The organism is Vogesella facilis (assembly GCF_042648525.1).
Taxonomy (GTDB): domain Bacteria; phylum Pseudomonadota; class Gammaproteobacteria; order Burkholderiales; family Chromobacteriaceae; genus Vogesella; species Vogesella facilis.
Genome location: NZ_JBHRXN010000031.1, coordinates 140,703 through 155,459, shown reverse-complemented (window position 1 = coordinate 155,459; position 14,757 = coordinate 140,703). Strand labels below are relative to the sequence as shown.

Below are 14,757 nucleotides of genomic sequence, written 5' to 3'. Positions count from 1 at the left end.
GTAGCCTTGCGGCCAACCTTTGCCCCCGAGTCCGCCATGTCCACCACCCTGCACTGCCAGCTGCCGCTGCCGGCCAATTTCCGCGCCGACGGCTTTCTCGACTTCCACCGCCGCGATGCGCAGCAAGTGGCGGAACGGGTGGTGGATCACACGCTGGAAAAAGGCCTGCTGTGGCACGGCCGGCCGGCGCTGCTGCGCATCGCGCTCTACCCCGACCACGCGGCAGCCAGCCTGCTGCTGGACGGCAGCGCCAGCGGCGATGACGCGGCACAGCTGGCCAGCACCGTGCGCCACATGCTGGGCCTCACCCAGCCGGTGGCAGAATTCGAGGCGGCGCTGGCCGATCACCCGCAGCTGGGCCCGCTGCTGGCGCGGCAATCCGGGCTGCGCGTACCGCAGACCGCCAGCGCCTTCGAGGCGCTGGCCTGGGCCATCATCGGCCAGCAGATCAGCGTGGCGGCGGCGGTGGCGATACGCCGCCGCTTCATCCAGGCCGCCGGCCGGCAGCACAGCAGCGGCCTGTACTGCCTGCCGGATGCAGACTGCGTGGCCGGCATGGACGAAGCCAGCCTGCGCGCCGCCGGCTTTACCCAGGGCAAGGCGCAGACGCTGCTGCGGCTGGCGGCGGCGGTGGCCAGCGGCGAGCTGCCGTTGGCCGCCTGGCAGCTGGCGCCGGATGCCGCCGCCATCGGCCAGCAGCTGTGCGCGATTCGCGGCATCGGGCCGTGGACCGTCAGCTACGCGCTGCTGCGCGGCTTTGCCTGGCTGGATGGCTCGCTGCACGGCGATGTGGCGGTGCGGCGCAACCTGCAGCGGCTGCTGGGGCGCGCCGACAAGCTGGACGCGCCGGAAACCGAGCGCTGGCTGGCCGAATTCGCCCCCTGGCGCGCGCTGGTAGCCGCCCACCTGTGGGCGCTGCAGGCCGGCGACGGCTACTGATGCGGCCAACCTTGCGGCCGTCATCGCCGCGTCACAGCGCGCCGCGATACTGCCGCCTGCTGTATGGCGTTGTCCCGTTTCTGCTTGCCGTCTGCCCGCCGTGTGCGGGCAGTTTTTTTTTGGCGCTACCGGGCCACCCGGGCGCGCCGCCCCGTATTGCCAAATGTCATCGCCGGCATGGCCGTATATACTCTGCCGACTTGTGTCCTACGGTATGTGCTTGTGATGACTCGTTTTGTCGCCAAACTGGCTGCGCTGTTACTGCCCCTGCTGCTGGCCGCCCCGACGCTGCAGGCCGCGGCGCTGCCGCGCGTCGGCGTGGTGCTGGGCGGCGGCGGCGCGCGCGGCCTGGCCCACCTGGGGGTGCTGCAGGAGCTGGAGCAACTGCAGGTGCCGATCAGCTGCATCGCCGGCACCAGCGCTGGGGCGCTGATCGGCGGCGCCTATGCCAGCGGCCAGGCGCTGGACGAGCTGGCGCAGCGGCTGAACGGCGCCGACTGGGACACCCTGCTGGCCGGCAAGCCGCGGCGCGAGGACGTGCCCTACCAGCGCAAGCACAACGACAGCAAGAACTACTTCGACCTGACCCTGGGCTTTCGCGACGGCAAGCTGCGGCTGCCGCCGGCTGCGATCAACGCCCAGGCCATCGACCTGTTCATCCGCCAGCTGACCCACGCCCGCAGCGAAAGCAGCTTCGACCAGCTGAGCATTCCGTTCCGCGCGGTAGCCACCGATCTGGAAAACGGCGAGCCGGTGGTGTTCGACAAGGGTGACCTGAGCCTGGCGATGCGCGCCAGCATGGCGGTGCCCGGCATGTTCTCGGCGGTGGAGGCCGACGGCCGCCTGCTGGTGGACGGCGGCATGGCGCGCCAGCTGCCGGTGGAGGAATTGAAAGGCCGCTGCGCCGATGTGCTGATCGTGATCGATGTCGGCTCGCCGCCGGTGCCGCGCGAGCAGCTGAACAACTTTCTCAATGTGCTGGACCAGACCTCCTACCTGATGGTGGCGCGCAACAGCAAGCAATCGCTGGCGCTGCTGGGGCCGGACGACATCCTGATCCGCCCGCAGCTGGACGGCGTCACCCCGGCCGACTTCGCCGCCAGCCGCCAGATCATCGAGGCCGGACGCCAGGCCGCGCGCGCGCTGGCGGCGCGGCTGCAAACCCTGGCCGCCAGCCCGGAGGCCTACCGGCAATGGCAGCTGGCGCGCAGCAGCAGCCCGCCGCCGCACATCGACCAGATCAATGTCAGCGGCGACTTCGCCTTCGTGGAGCCGGGCGCGCTGATCGACAAGCTGGCCATCAACCGCCAGCTGGGGCTGGGCAGCTTCCACCGCCGCCTGCAGGACGTGTTTGCCGAGGGCGACCTGGAGAAGCTGGACTACACCCTGCAGCCGCTGGCTGGGCAGACCGTGGCGCAGGTGCAGGCGGTGGAGCGCAACACCGGCCCCAACTACCTGCGCGGCGGCCTGGAGCTGCGTTCCAGCTCGCAGGGCAATGCCACCTTCTCGCTGCTGGGCGAATACCGCCGCAGCTGGCTGAACCGTGCCGGCGGCAGCCTGCTGGCCGAGGCCAAGATTGGCGAGGAGCCCACCTACAGCGCCGAGTGGTATCAGCCGCTGGCGGCCAACTCGCCGCTGTTCGCCAGCCTGTCCGGCAGCTACCGCGAGAAGGACTACTCGCTGTACGTCAACGACACCCAGCCGGAGGCGGAATACCGCCGCCGCACCCGCAGCGTGCATGCCGATGTCGGCTGGCGCTTTGCCGAGCTGGGCGAGATCCGCACCGGCTGGTATCGCAGCAGCGACGACCTGAAACGGACGGTCGGCTCGTCCAACCCGCTGCTGGACGACTACAACAACCACGAGCAGGGCCTGCGCGTGCGGCTGGCACTGGACCAGCTGGACAATCCGCGTTGGCCGCGCAGCGGCTACGCCGCCACGCTGGAGGCGCGCGCGCCCAGTGCGCGCAGCGACAGCGAAGACCCGCCGCCCGCCAGCGGCTCGTTCTCGCTGGACAGCGTCAGCACCGACCTGCGCGACATCAGCTGGCATTTCAGCCTGCGCGGCGGCTACAGCAACCCGGACGACAACAGCAATGTGTTCGAGCTGGGCGGCTTCCGCTACTTGTCCGGCTACCAGCCGGGGCAGCTGCTGGGGCGGCAGATGCTGTTCGCCCGCGGCATGATGTCGTGGCGCGTGGCCAGCCTGCCGTCGGCGATCGGCACCGGCCTGTACCTGGGCGCCTCGGCCGAGGTCGGCCAGATGTGGTCGCAGATCACCAATGATCGCGACAGCGGCTGGCTGCCCGGCGGCACGCTGTTCGTCGGCGCCGACACCCTGCTGGGGCCGCTGTTCATCGGCGTGGGCAATAGCCGCGGCGGCCGCCTCACCGGCTACCTGAACCTGGGAGTGGAATATTGAGCCGCGCGCGACACGCCCCGCCGACGGCCAGCGCGCGCCGCCGGCCAAGGTTGGCCGCAGCCCGGCGTCATCTCCGGCCGGCGTGCACTACAGTAAGCACAGGGCCAGCCGCCAGCCGCGCACGGCTGCCGGCCAGGGCCGCACAAGGAATGCGATGAAGCACCACCCCGCCTCCCCACCGCCATCCCGCCTGGGCGCGCCGTCTTCGCTGCGCCCGGTGGTGATCTATGCCGTGTTCGCCGCGCTGTGGATTTTGTTTTCCGATCAGCTGGTCGCCATGCTGTTCCAGGATGCGGCCACGCTGACCTTGGTCAGCACCCTCAAGGGCTGGCTGTTCGTGGCGGTGACCTCGCTGCTGCTGTACGGCCTGATCTACCGCCAGCTGGACCTGGCCGCGCAACTGGCGCGCCGCGAACAGGCGGCGCTGCAGGCGCAGGCCGATGCCCAGCGCCTGCTGACCGAGATCTGTGACAACTCCTCCGACGCCATTTTCGCCAAGGACCGGCAAGGCCGTTACCTGCTGTTCAGCCGCGAGGCCGGCCGCGTCACCGGGCAGCCCGTCGCCGGCGTGCTGGGGCAGGACGACAGCCTGCTGTTTCCGGCGGCGGAGCTGGCCGCCATCCACGCCAACGACCAGCGCGTGATGGCGGACAACCGCACCCACACCTACGAGGAAACCGTCAGCACCGTGGATGGCAAGGTGGTGTTCCTGGCCACCAAGGGGCCGCTGCACGACAGCCAGGGCCAGGTGTGCGGCTTGTTCGGTATTGCCCGCGACATCACCGCGCGCAAGGCGCTGGAGGAAGAGCAGCGCATCGCCGCCATCGCCTTCGAATCGCAGGAGGGCATGCTGCTGACCCAGGCCGACGGCGTGATCATGCGCGTCAACCGCGCCTTCAGCCTGCTGACCGGCTACAGCGCCGCGGAAGTACTGGGGCGCACCCCGGCCCTGCTCAAGTCCGGCCGCCATGAGCCGGCGTTCTTCGATGCCATGTGGCAGCAGATCCGCGAGCACGGCTACTGGCAGGGCGAGCTGTGGAACCGGCGCAAGAACGGCAGCCTGTTCATCGCCTGGCTCACCATCTCGGCGGTGCGCGGCGAGGACCAGCAGATCAGCCATTTTGTCGGCGCCTTCGCCGATGTCACCAGCCACCGCGAGGCCGAGGCCGAGATTCACCGCCTGGCCTACTACGACCCGCTGACGCAGCTGCCCAACCGCCGCCTGCTGCAAGACCGCATCCGCCAGGCGCTGGCCACCAGCCAGCGCAGCCGCCACTACGGCGCGCTGATCTTCCTCGACCTCGACCACTTCAAGAACCTGAACGACACCCGCGGCCACAATGTGGGCGACCAGCTGCTGCTGGCAACCGCGCAGCGGCTGCAGCTGCATGTGCGCGCCAGCGACAGCGTTGCGCGCCTGGGCGGCGACGAGTTCGTGCTGCTGCTGGAAGACCTGGGCCACGCCGCGCAGGAGGCGGCGATCCAGGCCGAACAGGTGGCGGAGAAAATCCGCACCGCGCTGACGCTGCCGTTCCAGCTCGGCGAACTGACTTTCCACGCCACCGCCAGCCTGGGCATTACGCTGTTCCTCGGGCACAGCGAATCGGCGGAATCGCTGCTGAAATACGCCGATGTGGCGATGTACCAGGCCAAGACCGCCGGCCGCGACACGCTGCGCTTCTACGACCCGTCGATGCAGACCGCGCTGGAAGAACGCAGCCAGCTGGAAAGCGATCTGCACCTGGCGCTGGCCGACGAGCAGCTGCAGCTGTACTACCAGGTGCAGCTCAACGACCAGCAGCAGCTGATCGGCGCCGAGGCGCTGCTGCGCTGGCAGCATCCGCAGCGCGGGCTGGTACCGCCCGGGCAGTTCATCCCGCTGGCGGAAGAAACCGGGCTGATCCTGCCCATCGGCCAGTGGGTGCTGCAGCAGGCCTGCCGCCAGTTGGCCGCATGGCAGCGCGCCGGCAATGCGCTGCAGCAGCTGTCGGTGAATGTCAGCGCCCGCCAGTTCCGCCAGCCGGATTTCGTCGCCCAGGTCGAGGACGCACTGGCCAGCAGCGGCGCCGACCCGACGCAGCTGATGATAGAGCTGACCGAAAGCATGGTGCTGGACGACGTGGAAGACACGCTGCACAAGATGCAGGCGCTGCGCCGGCTGGGCATCTCGTTCTCGCTGGACGACTTCGGCACCGGCAACTCCTCGCTGGCCTACCTCACCCGCCTGCCGCTGGACGAGCTGAAGATCGACAAGTCCTTCATCCTCAACCTGCCGCACAGCCGCAACGACGCCATCATCGCGCAGACCATTATCGCCATGGCCACCGGCCTGGGGCTGCGCGTGCTGGCCGAGGGGGTGGAAACCCGGGCGCAGCGGGATTTCCTGCAGCAGCACCATTGCCAGGCCTACCAGGGTTTCCTGTTCAGCCGGCCGTTGCCGCAGGCCGAGTTCGACCAGCTGCGCCAGCAGCTGGCGGCGGCGGTCTGAGCCATGCCGCCGGCCGCCACACCGCCCACCGCCCCGACCGCGCCACGCCGGCACTGGCACCGCCGGCTGCTGCCGGCCCTACTGCTGTTGCTGGCGCTGCTGCTGGCCGCCGCCGCCGGCGCGCGCTGGTGGCTGCAGCAACAGGGCCTGCAACTGCAGGGGCTGGCCTGGCGCGACGGCGGTGCCACGCTGGCGCAATGGCAATGGCGGCAGCAAGGCTGCCTCGCCGCCCAGGGTCGCGGCCTGCGCATCGAGCAGTGGCAGCCGCTGCGCCTCAGCCTGCAGCAGCTGCAGCTGCACAGCTGCGCCAAGCCTGGCCCGCGCCAGCTGCCGGCGCCGCCGCCCGCCGGGCTGCCACCGTTCAGCCTGCACATTGCCAGCCTGCAGGCGCCGGCACTGCCGCCACTGGCCGTTGCCGTCAGTCAGCAACACGAACGCTGGCAGGCGCAGCTGGCACAGGGGGCCGACAAGCTGGCGCTGGACTACCGCCGCGACAACGGTCAATGGCTGGCACAGGGTAGCCTGGCCGCCGCGCGGCTGGCCCCGCAGCTGCTGGGCCACTGGCAGCTACAGGCCAGCGGCCGCTGGCTGCCGGGCCAGCTGCAGGCCAGCGTGCAGGCCGATGGCCGCCAGCTGGGCTACCAGGGCGATGCCCGCCGCGGCGATGCCCGACTGCAGGCCACGCTGCACAACCGCCAGTGGCAACTGGCCGCCACCCTGCCGCAAGCGCTGCCGCTGGCTGCCGGCTGGCTGCTGCAGCCGCGCCGGGCGCTGCAGGCCAGCGGCGATCTGGACGGCGTGCACAGCCTGCAGGCCGACCTGCTGGCCAGCGGGCCGCAAGGCAGGCTGCAGCTGCAACTGACGCCGCAGGATCAAAACCTGCAACGCGGCAGCGGCCTGCTGCAGCTGGACGGCACAGACTTGCACGCCCGTATTCCGCTGCAGTGGGCCGATCGGCAGCTGACGCTGGCCGCCGGCGAAGCCCGCCTGCCGCAGGGCGTGCGCCTGAGTTGGCCGCAAGCATGGCAACTGCCGCTGAGCGCCAGCGGCGCCAGCCGCCTGCCGTTCCGCCTCGACTACCAGCAACTGCAGCTGCGCAGCGACGACGGCACGCTGCGCTGGAGCGATGGCCGCTGGCAGTGGCAAGGCGCGCTGGCGCTGGCCGGCCGCCATGCCGGCTTCCAGCTGGCCGGGCAGTGGCGCGGCCAACTGGACCCGCAAGGCGCGCACGGCAGCCCGCTGCAACTGAGTGTGCGCCAGCCCGCGCTGGCGCTGGCGCTGGCGCTCAGCCTGCCGGTCAACGGCATCGACCCGCGCCAGCCGGTGCTGCACGCCAGCTTCGACGGCCACTACCAGGACTGGCCGCTGCAGGGCACGTTGGCCGCACGCCGGCTGGGCGAAGGCTGGCAAGGCAGCCTGGCCGCCGCCAGCCGGCTGCCGTTGTACAGCAAGGGCGGCGCGCTGCAACTGGCGGCCAACTGGCGCGGCAGCGCCGGCAACTGGCAGCTGGATAGCGGCAGCACGCTGAGCCTGGCCGAAGGCATCGCCGGCAACGTGCTGCTCAAGCCGCTGCGCCTGCACGCCAGCAGCGCGCTGCAGAGCGACGGCCGCGGCGCCCACGGCCAACTGGTGCTCAGCGCCGACGGCGCGGTAGCCAGCCGCTGGACGCTGCCGCCGATCAGCGGCACGCTGCAGCTGAACGGCGAACACGCCAGCGCCCAGCTGCAACTGCCAGCCTGGCGCAGCAAGCTGCAGCTGGACGCGCGCCGCCACGGCCAGGGCGCCGCCGGCAACCTGCAGCTGGATACCCCGCTGAGCGCCGCCATGAGCCGCGGCCTGGGCTTTACCCTGCAGCAGGGGCAAGTGGCCGGCAAGCTGCAATGGCAGTGGCAAAAACAATGGCAGCTGGACGGCGACGTGCAGCTGAACGACGTGGCGCTGGACTGGGGCGGCGTGCTCGCCAACGGCGGTCGCGGCCGGCTAACGTTGGCCGCACGCCCCGGCCAGCTGCAGCTGCAAAGCGACGGCCCACTGCAACTGGCGCAACTGGATGTCGGCACCCTGGTACAGGATGTCTCGCTGCGCCTGCACAGTGATCTGCAGGACTGGCGGCTGGACGAGGTGCGCGCCAAGCTGCTGGGCGGCAGCCTGCAGGCCGACAGCCTGCACTGGCCGTCCAGCGCGTTCCAGAGCGTGCGCGTGCAGCAGCTGGACCTGGCGGCGCTGGCCGCCTTGCAGAACGACCCGCAGCCCACCGTGCAGCTCACCGGCCGCGTCGGCGGTACCCTGCCGCTGCAGCTGCTGCCCGCCGGCGTGGCACTGCAGGACGGGCTGCTGCGCAACGAAGGTGAGCTGACCCTGCGCGTGCCGGCCACCGCCGGCGTGACCGCCATGGCACAATCCAACCGCGCGGTACAGCTGGCGCTGGACATGCTCAGCGAACTGGACGTCAACGACTTCCAGGCGCGGCTGGCCATGCAGCAGAACGGATTACTGGATGCGCAGGTGACGCTGAAGGGGGTCAACCCCAAACAAAACCGCCAGCCGGTAGTCCTAAACTACAGCCACAGTGAAAACGTGCTGGAACTGTTACGCAGCCTGCGTATCGGAGATGAAATATCCCGCCGCGTGCTCAGCCGCAAACAATCGGCCGCCACGCGCAACCCCACCCCGGAGACTTCGCCATGAAACCCGTCTGGCTGATACCGCTCCTGGCACTGGCCGCCTGCACCCCGCGGGTGGCGCTGGAAGTGCCCAAGGAGCCCATCACCATCAACCTGAACGTGAAGATCGATCACGAAATCCGCCTGAAGGTGGAAAAAGACATCGACAGCCTCACTACCGATAGCGGACTGTTCTAGGAGCACAGCATGAAAACGGCAGCACGATGGATGGCAATTGGCCTGCTGGTCTGCAGCAGCCTGGCAATGGCCCTGGACGTGGGCGGCGCCAAGGCGCAGGGCCTGGTGGGAGAACAACCGGATGGCTACCTGGGCGTGGTGAAGGCCACCCCGGAAGCGGTCTCGCTGGCGGCAGACATCAACGCCAAGCGCCGCGAGGCCTACGACGCCATCGCCAAGAAAAACGGCACCACCCTGGATCAGGTGGCCACCTTGGCCGGCCAGAAGGCCATCGAGAAAACCGCGCCCGGCAGCTACATCAAGGCGCCCAACGGCCAGTGGGTAAAGAAATAAACCACCCCGCGGCCTGAGCCGCGGCCAGCAGCAGCCATGCCCTCCCCGGCCCGCCGCCGGTCGCGCCCCCAGACAGCCAGGCTCATGCCTGGCTGTTTTGTTTGTGGCGCCGGCTTGGCTTGAGCGCGGTCAATTTGGCGGCCGGCAATACCAGAGTAAATTACTCAACCTTAGCAGCCACGCCACGGAGACATCATGTTCGGCAGCAAAACCCGCACCGCCCTGGCCGCCACGCTGGCGGAAAACGCCATCCTGCAGGCGCGCAACCAGGCACTGCAGCAGGCGCTGGCCGACAGCCAGCAGCAGTTGGCCGCCCAGGCCGCCGCGCAGCAGCAACTGGCCAGCCGCCAGCAGCTGCTGGACGGGGTGCTGGCCTGCCTGCCGCGCTTTGGCGAATCGCTGGGTGGTATCCAGCAATCCTTCGGCGGCCTGTCCGGCCATCTGGCCGACGAGCTGCTCACCGCGCAGGAGGCCGCCAGCGAATCCGGCGCCAACCGCAGCGCCTTCGAAAGCATTGCGGCCAACCTGCAGGCGATGACCGCGCGCATCACCGCCGCCAGCGACAGTGTGGAAAGCCTGGCGCGCCGCGCCGACGAAATCGGCGGCATCGTGCAGCTGATCAAGGACATCGCCGAGCAGACCAACCTGCTGGCGCTGAACGCCGCCATCGAGGCCGCGCGCGCCGGAGAAGCCGGTCGCGGCTTTGCCGTGGTGGCGGACGAGGTGCGCAAGCTGGCCGAACGCACCGCCAAGGCCACCAGCGAGATCGGCACCCTGGTAGCCACCATCCGCCACGACACCGGCAGCGCGCGCGCCATCATGCAAAGCGGCGCCGGCGAGGCGGCCAGCCACAGCGCCAGCAGCGCCGACGCCATGCACAGCATGCAGCGGCTGCTGGCCTTGTCGCAGCGCATGCAGCAATCCATCGGCGTATCGGCCCGGCTGGCCACGGTGGAGCTGGCCAATATCGAGGAGCTGCTGCTGAAGCTGGAGGTGTACAAGGCGCTGCTGGGGTTGAGCACGCTGGCGCCGGAGGCGCTGCCGGACGACACGCAGTGCCGGCTGGGGCAGTGGTATTTCGCCGGCGACGGCAAGGCGCAGTTTGCCGGCCAGGCCGCCTACCGCGACATGGCCGCCCCGCACCAGGCGGTGCACGACCACGCCCGCCGCGCACTGGAGCGCCAGCGCGCGGGCGACGTGGACGGCGCGCTGGCGGCACTGGCGCAGATGGAAAGCGCCAACCTGAACGTGATGGCCGGGCTGGCACGGCTGCTGGGCGAAACGCGCTGACGCGGCCCGCCGATTCCTGCTGCCAGATCAACCATTTATGACCATGGCCTGTCTATTTTGTTAAATATTCTTGTAACACGGCAAACCTAGTATCTGCGTGCACCACCCGGAGTTCGGGTCATTACTCACGAGAGATAGCACATGAAAAACCTGATTCGTCTGTCCGCCACTGTCGTTCTGCTGGCCTCCTCTGTTGCGGTGTTTGCCGGTGAAGCCGAAGACCTGAAACTGGGCAGCGACGTGAAAGCCGCCATCGACAGCTCGGCCACGCTGAAAGCCTTCAACCTGAAAGTCAGCAGCAAGGATGGCAACGTGACCATCGACGGCGCGGTGGACCAGGGCCTGCAGATGGCCGAGGTGGGCATGATTGCCGAGAAGGTGCCCGGTGTGAAATTCGTGTTCAACAACATCATGCCGAAGCAGTAAGCGACGCCGCCGCAAGGTTGGCCGCCGCCACGGCGGATGCAAAAAGAGACCTGCGGGTCTCTTTTGCTTTGCCTGCGCCGCAAGTGCGCCAGGCACGGCCGGCGGCCGGGCCAGACACCCGCCGGGCAGCACCGGCGGGGTGATCTGGAACGAAAACGCCATGCGGCGCCGGCAGTACGGGCCGCCGTTCAGGCCGAGACAGGGCATGCCTTTTCCAACCGCATCGCAAAAGTTGTCAAACAAGCGGCCGTGGCATTAGAAATGCTGCAGTGATTCCGGTCGTTTGGACTGCCACCTGGTTGAATGAGCAACTATGGCCGGTGATAGGGTGAGCGTTTTGACTTTCCCAGATTTATACAGGAATCAGTGCAGTCGATTGCCCACAAGCCCACAGCACCTGTAGCTTCCGATGCTCAGGGCCACACACCTGTCATTTCTCCTCCCCTCGCACCGAACGTCAGCTTTCAGGCAATGGGGAATACGTACTTCCAACCCATTGCTGCCAAGCAAGCCGTCAAAAGTTCACTGGCAGGTATCAGGCTGAAGCAGCCGTCCGACACCGCCGCACAAAGACAACGATTCGGCCAAAGCTGCCATGCCCCATGTCTCATGGCATCGACTGCTGCTCATTGGACAGCGGCCCTAACCTATCGCTCACCGAAGCCGGGACAGATCAGCGATAGATGGCTGCTTTCCCCTCTATCAAAGCAGCCATCGAGCCATCCTGCGAGTCAGCGCGACTCAAGTGCGGTCATTACTGGCAGTGGCGGCAACGATGAGGCTACTTCAGGCTGCCAGACAGAAACTGCGCCAGACGCTCGCTCTTGGGCGACACCAGCACCTGCTTGGGGTCGCCTTGTTCTTCTATCGTGCCCTGATGCAGAAAGATCACGTGGTTGGACACCTCGCGCGCGAAGCCCATCTCGTGGGTCACCACCAGCATGGTGCGGCCCTCTTCGGCCAGGGTCTGCATCACCTTCAGCACCTCGCCCACCAGCTCCGGGTCCAGCGCCGAGGTCGGTTCGTCGAACAGCATCACCTCCGGCTCCATCGCCAGTGCGCGGGCGATCGCCACGCGCTGCTGCTGGCCGCCGGACATGTGCGTCGGGTACTTGCCCTCTACGCTCTCGGGCAGGCCCACCTTGGCCAGGTATTTGCGCGCGCGCGCCACCGCCTCGTCGCGGCTCACGCCCAGCACGTGCATCGGTGCCTCGATGATGTTTTCCAGCACCGTCATGTGTGACCACAGATTGAAGTGCTGGAACACCATGGCGAGCTTGGTGCGCATCTGCTGCAGCTGCTTCGGTTCGCTGACGCGCAGCGCGCCCTGCTTGTCCTGCTCGGTGCGAATCGCCTCGCCGTTCAGCGTGATGCTGCCGGCACAGGGCTGCTCGAGGAAGTTGATACAGCGCAGGAAGGTGCTCTTGCCCGAGCCGCTGGAACCGATGATGCTGATCACGTCGCCGGCGCGAGCCTGCAGCGACACTCCCTTGAGTACTTCATGTTGGCCGTACTTTTTGTGCAGCTCGTCCACGGTCAATTTGTACATTTCAATCTCTCCCAATACGGCGAATCAGTGAGCCTGCGGCTTCAGGAAGGCGAGCCAGCGCAGCTCGCAGCGGCGGAACAGCCAGACCAGCGCGAACACCAGCACGGCGTACAACACGGCAGCGATGCCGAAGGCTTCGAACGACGCATAGGTGGCGGAGTTGACGTCGCGTGCCACCTTGAGGATGTCCGGCACCGTAGCGGTGAACGCCAGCGTGGTGGAATGCAGCATCAAAATCACCTCGTTGCTGTAGTACGGCAGTGCGCGGCGTAGCGCCGAGGGCAGGATGATGCGGCGGTACAGCGTGAAGCGCGACATACCGTAGGCACGCGCCGCCTCGATCTCGCCATACGGCGTGGCGCGGATCGCGCCGGCGAAGATTTCCACGGTATAGGCGCAGGTGTTGAGGGCGAACGCCAGCAGCGTGCAGTTGATGCCCTCGCGGAAGAAGGCGTCCAGCAGCGGCTGCGCACGCACCGACGCTATGCTGTAGATGCCGGTGTAGAACACCAGCAGCTGGATGTAGAGCGGCGTGCCGCGGAACACGTAGGTGTAGAACCACACCGGGCCGCGGATCAGCGGGTTCGCCGACACCCGCGCCACCGCCAGCGGCACCGCCAGCACGAAGCCGATGGCGATCGAGGCCACCAGCAGCCACAGGGTCATGGCGACCCCGGACAGATGGTAGCCGTCGCTCCACAGGTAGGCCTGCCAGTATTGCTGCAGAATCTCGTTCATAGTGCCGCCTTTCTGACACCGACCGAATAGCGCCGCTCCAGCCAGAGCAGGGCTCCATTCGAGACCGTGCTGATGGCGAGGTAGATCAGCCCGCCTACCACGCAGAAATAAAACAGTTGCATTGAGCTCTTGCCGGCGTCCTGGGTCGCCTTGACGATGTCGGACAGGCCGATGATCGACACCAGGGCGGTGGCCTTGATCATCACCTGCCAGTTGTTGCCGATACCCGGCAGCGCGAAGCGCATCATCTGCGGGAACAGCACACGCTGGAACAGCTGCCACGGCTTCATGCCGTAGGCCACCGCGGCCTCTAGTTGGCCGCGCGGTACCGCCTGGAAGGCGCCACGGAAGGTTTCGGTGAAATAGGCACCGTAGATAAAGCCCAGTGTCACCACCCCGGCCAGAAAGGGATTGATGTCGATCTGCTCGACGCCGGCCCACTCGGTGGCCTGGTTGAGCAGCATCTGCAGGCTGTAGAACAGCAGCAGCATGATGACCAGGTCCGGTACGCTGCGGATCAGCGTGGTGTAGCCGGTGGCAAGGCCGCGCAACAGGCGGCTGCCGGACAGCTTGGCACTGGCGCCGATAAGCCCGATCAGCACCGCCGCCAGCATCGACAGCAGCGCCAGCTTGATCGTCATCCAGGCACCGCTCGCAATCAGCGGGCCATAACCTTGTAAAAACATGTCATTACTCCTCGCAGCGGGATATCGCCCGCGCCATCCGTTCTGCCGATAGCAGCGGTGTGCGGCAACGCGCCCACGGCCGGCGTGCCGTGCGGGCGGGGCCGGGCGGCGGCTTCCCCGCTCCCGGCCTTGCCCTGTCGGCGAACGATCAGTTGTAGATATCGAAGGAGAAGTATTTCTTCTGGATCTTGTCGAAGGTGCCGCTCTTGTGGATCTCGACCAGCGCGCCGTTGATGGCCTTCTTCAGCTCGATATCTTCCTTGCGCAGGCCGATGGCGGCCCCGATGCCCAGCGTTTTGGTATCGCGCAGCGCTGGCCCGGCAAAGGCATAGTCACGCCCCTCCGGGCTCTTCAGGAAGCCCACCTCGGCCTGCACCGAATCCTGCAGCGCGGCATCCAGGCGCCCGGCCAGCAAGTCCTGGTACACCAGATCCTGATTCTGGTAGGCAACCACCGTTACCCCCTTGGGCTCCCAGTAGGTCTTGGCATAGACCTCCTGCGTCGAGCCTTGCTCGACCCCCACTCGCTTGCCATTGAGCCCCTCGACTGTCGGCAGGATACCGACACCCTTTTTCGCTACCAGCCGCGCCGGGCTGCGGTAGATCTTGTCGGAAAAGTCGATCTGCGCCAGACGTTTCTCGGTCACGCTCATGGAAGAGAGAATGGCATCGAATTTCTTGGCTTTCAGCGCCGGGATGATGCCATCCCAGGCGTTCTCGACCCACTCGCACTTGGCTTTGAGCTGCGCGCAAATGGCGTTGCCCAGGTCGATATCCAGGCCGACCAGCTTGCCGCTGGATGCCTTCGATTCGAACGGCGCATAACTCGGGTTGACGCCGAAACGGATAACGGTCCAGTCCTTGGCATAAGCGCCGCTGGCAGCCAGGGCCAGGACAACAGAAATTGCGAGCTTCTTCATGTGATTCTCCATAGACATGAGTGTTACTACCGGGGGGATGCGGCCAACCTGCTATAGGCTTTGCTTTGTGCCGGCTGGCCGTGGCATTGCGCCTGATGCCTGCGGGC

Annotated in this window: 12 protein-coding genes and 1 pseudogene; 9 read left to right on the top strand and 4 right to left on the bottom strand. The window is 67.5% G+C overall.

Annotated elements, in window-relative coordinates; all coding sequences use genetic code 11:
• Nucleotides 1-36 precede the first annotated feature (36 nt).
• The 9 genes and pseudogenes from ACFOLG_RS11970 (at nucleotide 37) to ACFOLG_RS11930 (ending at nucleotide 10,758) form a co-directional block, all read left to right on the top strand.
• Nucleotides 37-939 carry a DNA-3-methyladenine glycosylase family protein gene (locus ACFOLG_RS11970; protein WP_386092043.1) on the top strand — a complete coding sequence of 301 codons (903 nt, stop codon included), beginning with the start codon at nucleotides 37-39 and terminating at the stop codon, nucleotides 937-939.
• A gap of 225 nt (nucleotides 940-1,164) precedes the next feature.
• Nucleotides 1,165-3,360 carry a patatin-like phospholipase family protein gene (locus tag ACFOLG_RS11965; protein WP_386092041.1) on the top strand — a complete coding sequence of 732 codons (2,196 nt, stop codon included), beginning with the start codon at nucleotides 1,165-1,167 and terminating at the stop codon, nucleotides 3,358-3,360.
• Nucleotides 3,361-3,514: 154 nt separating this feature from the next.
• Nucleotides 3,515-5,848: a putative bifunctional diguanylate cyclase/phosphodiesterase gene (locus ACFOLG_RS11960; RefSeq protein ID WP_386092038.1), complete on the top strand. Its 2,334-nt coding sequence runs from the start codon at nucleotides 3,515-3,517 to the stop codon at nucleotides 5,846-5,848.
• 3 nt (nucleotides 5,849-5,851) lie between these two features.
• Nucleotides 5,852-8,536 carry an intermembrane phospholipid transport protein YdbH family protein gene (locus tag ACFOLG_RS11955; RefSeq protein ID WP_386092037.1) on the top strand — a complete coding sequence of 895 codons (2,685 nt, stop codon included), beginning with the start codon at nucleotides 5,852-5,854 and terminating at the stop codon, nucleotides 8,534-8,536.
• Nucleotides 8,533-8,709 (top strand): YnbE family lipoprotein, encoded by a 177-nt coding sequence (locus ACFOLG_RS11950; protein WP_386092035.1) that lies wholly within the window; start codon nucleotides 8,533-8,535, stop codon nucleotides 8,707-8,709. The genes ACFOLG_RS11955 and ACFOLG_RS11950 overlap by 4 nt, the downstream gene beginning before the upstream one ends.
• Nucleotides 8,710-8,718: 9 nt before the next feature.
• Entirely contained in the window at nucleotides 8,719-9,042 is a 324-nt protein-coding gene (locus tag ACFOLG_RS11945) for a YdbL family protein (RefSeq protein WP_386092032.1), read from the top strand.
• Nucleotides 9,043-9,645: 603 nt separating this feature from the next.
• Nucleotides 9,646-9,912 (top strand): annotated as a pseudogene (locus ACFOLG_RS11940) (methyl-accepting chemotaxis protein); the annotation flags it as partial.
• A 3-nt stretch (nucleotides 9,913-9,915) separates the two neighbouring features.
• Nucleotides 9,916-10,332, top strand: coding sequence for a CZB domain-containing protein (locus ACFOLG_RS11935; RefSeq protein WP_386092752.1), 417 nt, complete (start codon nucleotides 9,916-9,918; stop codon nucleotides 10,330-10,332).
• A gap of 141 nt (nucleotides 10,333-10,473) precedes the next feature.
• Entirely contained in the window at nucleotides 10,474-10,758 is a 285-nt protein-coding gene (locus tag ACFOLG_RS11930; protein ID WP_386092029.1) for a BON domain-containing protein, read from the top strand.
• Between the two features lie 781 nt (nucleotides 10,759-11,539).
• Here ACFOLG_RS11930 and ACFOLG_RS11925 read toward each other — a convergent pair.
• The 4 genes from ACFOLG_RS11925 to ACFOLG_RS11910 all read right to left on the bottom strand — a co-directional run bounded on the left by ACFOLG_RS11925 (nucleotide 11,540) and on the right by ACFOLG_RS11910 (nucleotide 14,650).
• Nucleotides 11,540-12,307 carry an ABC transporter ATP-binding protein gene (locus ACFOLG_RS11925; RefSeq protein WP_386092026.1) on the bottom strand — a complete coding sequence of 256 codons (768 nt, stop codon included), beginning with the start codon at nucleotides 12,305-12,307 and terminating at the stop codon, nucleotides 11,540-11,542.
• Between the two features lie 24 nt (nucleotides 12,308-12,331).
• Entirely contained in the window at nucleotides 12,332-13,045 is a 714-nt protein-coding gene (locus ACFOLG_RS11920; protein WP_386092023.1) for an ABC transporter permease, read from the bottom strand.
• Complete coding sequence (locus tag ACFOLG_RS11915) at nucleotides 13,042-13,731, bottom strand: ABC transporter permease (protein ID WP_386092021.1); 690 nt, start codon at nucleotides 13,729-13,731, stop codon at nucleotides 13,042-13,044. The genes ACFOLG_RS11920 and ACFOLG_RS11915 overlap by 4 nt, the downstream gene beginning before the upstream one ends.
• A gap of 148 nt (nucleotides 13,732-13,879) precedes the next feature.
• Entirely contained in the window at nucleotides 13,880-14,650 is a 771-nt protein-coding gene (locus ACFOLG_RS11910; RefSeq protein WP_386092019.1) for an ABC transporter substrate-binding protein, read from the bottom strand.
• Nucleotides 14,651-14,757: the final 107 nt, after the last annotated feature.

Bases quoted from the DNA above. Each gene is read 5' to 3' on its own strand.
- ACFOLG_RS11970 (WP_386092043.1), top strand. From the start codon at position 37: ATGTCCACCACCCTGCACTGCCAGCTGCCGCTGCCGGCCAATTTCCGC.
- ACFOLG_RS11965 (WP_386092041.1), top strand. From the start codon at position 1,165: ATGACTCGTTTTGTCGCCAAACTGGCTGCGCTGTTACTGCCCCTGCTG.
- ACFOLG_RS11960 (WP_386092038.1), top strand. From the start codon at position 3,515: ATGAAGCACCACCCCGCCTCCCCACCGCCATCCCGCCTGGGCGCGCCG.
- ACFOLG_RS11955 (WP_386092037.1), top strand. From the start codon at position 5,852: ATGCCGCCGGCCGCCACACCGCCCACCGCCCCGACCGCGCCACGCCGG.
- ACFOLG_RS11950 (WP_386092035.1), top strand. From the start codon at position 8,533: ATGAAACCCGTCTGGCTGATACCGCTCCTGGCACTGGCCGCCTGCACC.
- ACFOLG_RS11945 (WP_386092032.1), top strand. From the start codon at position 8,719: ATGAAAACGGCAGCACGATGGATGGCAATTGGCCTGCTGGTCTGCAGC.
- ACFOLG_RS11935 (WP_386092752.1), top strand. From the start codon at position 9,916: ATGCACAGCATGCAGCGGCTGCTGGCCTTGTCGCAGCGCATGCAGCAA.
- ACFOLG_RS11930 (WP_386092029.1), top strand. From the start codon at position 10,474: ATGAAAAACCTGATTCGTCTGTCCGCCACTGTCGTTCTGCTGGCCTCC.
- ACFOLG_RS11925 (WP_386092026.1), bottom strand. From the start codon at position 12,307: ATGTACAAATTGACCGTGGACGAGCTGCACAAAAAGTACGGCCAACAT.
- ACFOLG_RS11920 (WP_386092023.1), bottom strand. From the start codon at position 13,045: ATGAACGAGATTCTGCAGCAATACTGGCAGGCCTACCTGTGGAGCGAC.
- ACFOLG_RS11915 (WP_386092021.1), bottom strand. From the start codon at position 13,731: ATGTTTTTACAAGGTTATGGCCCGCTGATTGCGAGCGGTGCCTGGATG.
- ACFOLG_RS11910 (WP_386092019.1), bottom strand. From the start codon at position 14,650: ATGAAGAAGCTCGCAATTTCTGTTGTCCTGGCCCTGGCTGCCAGCGGC.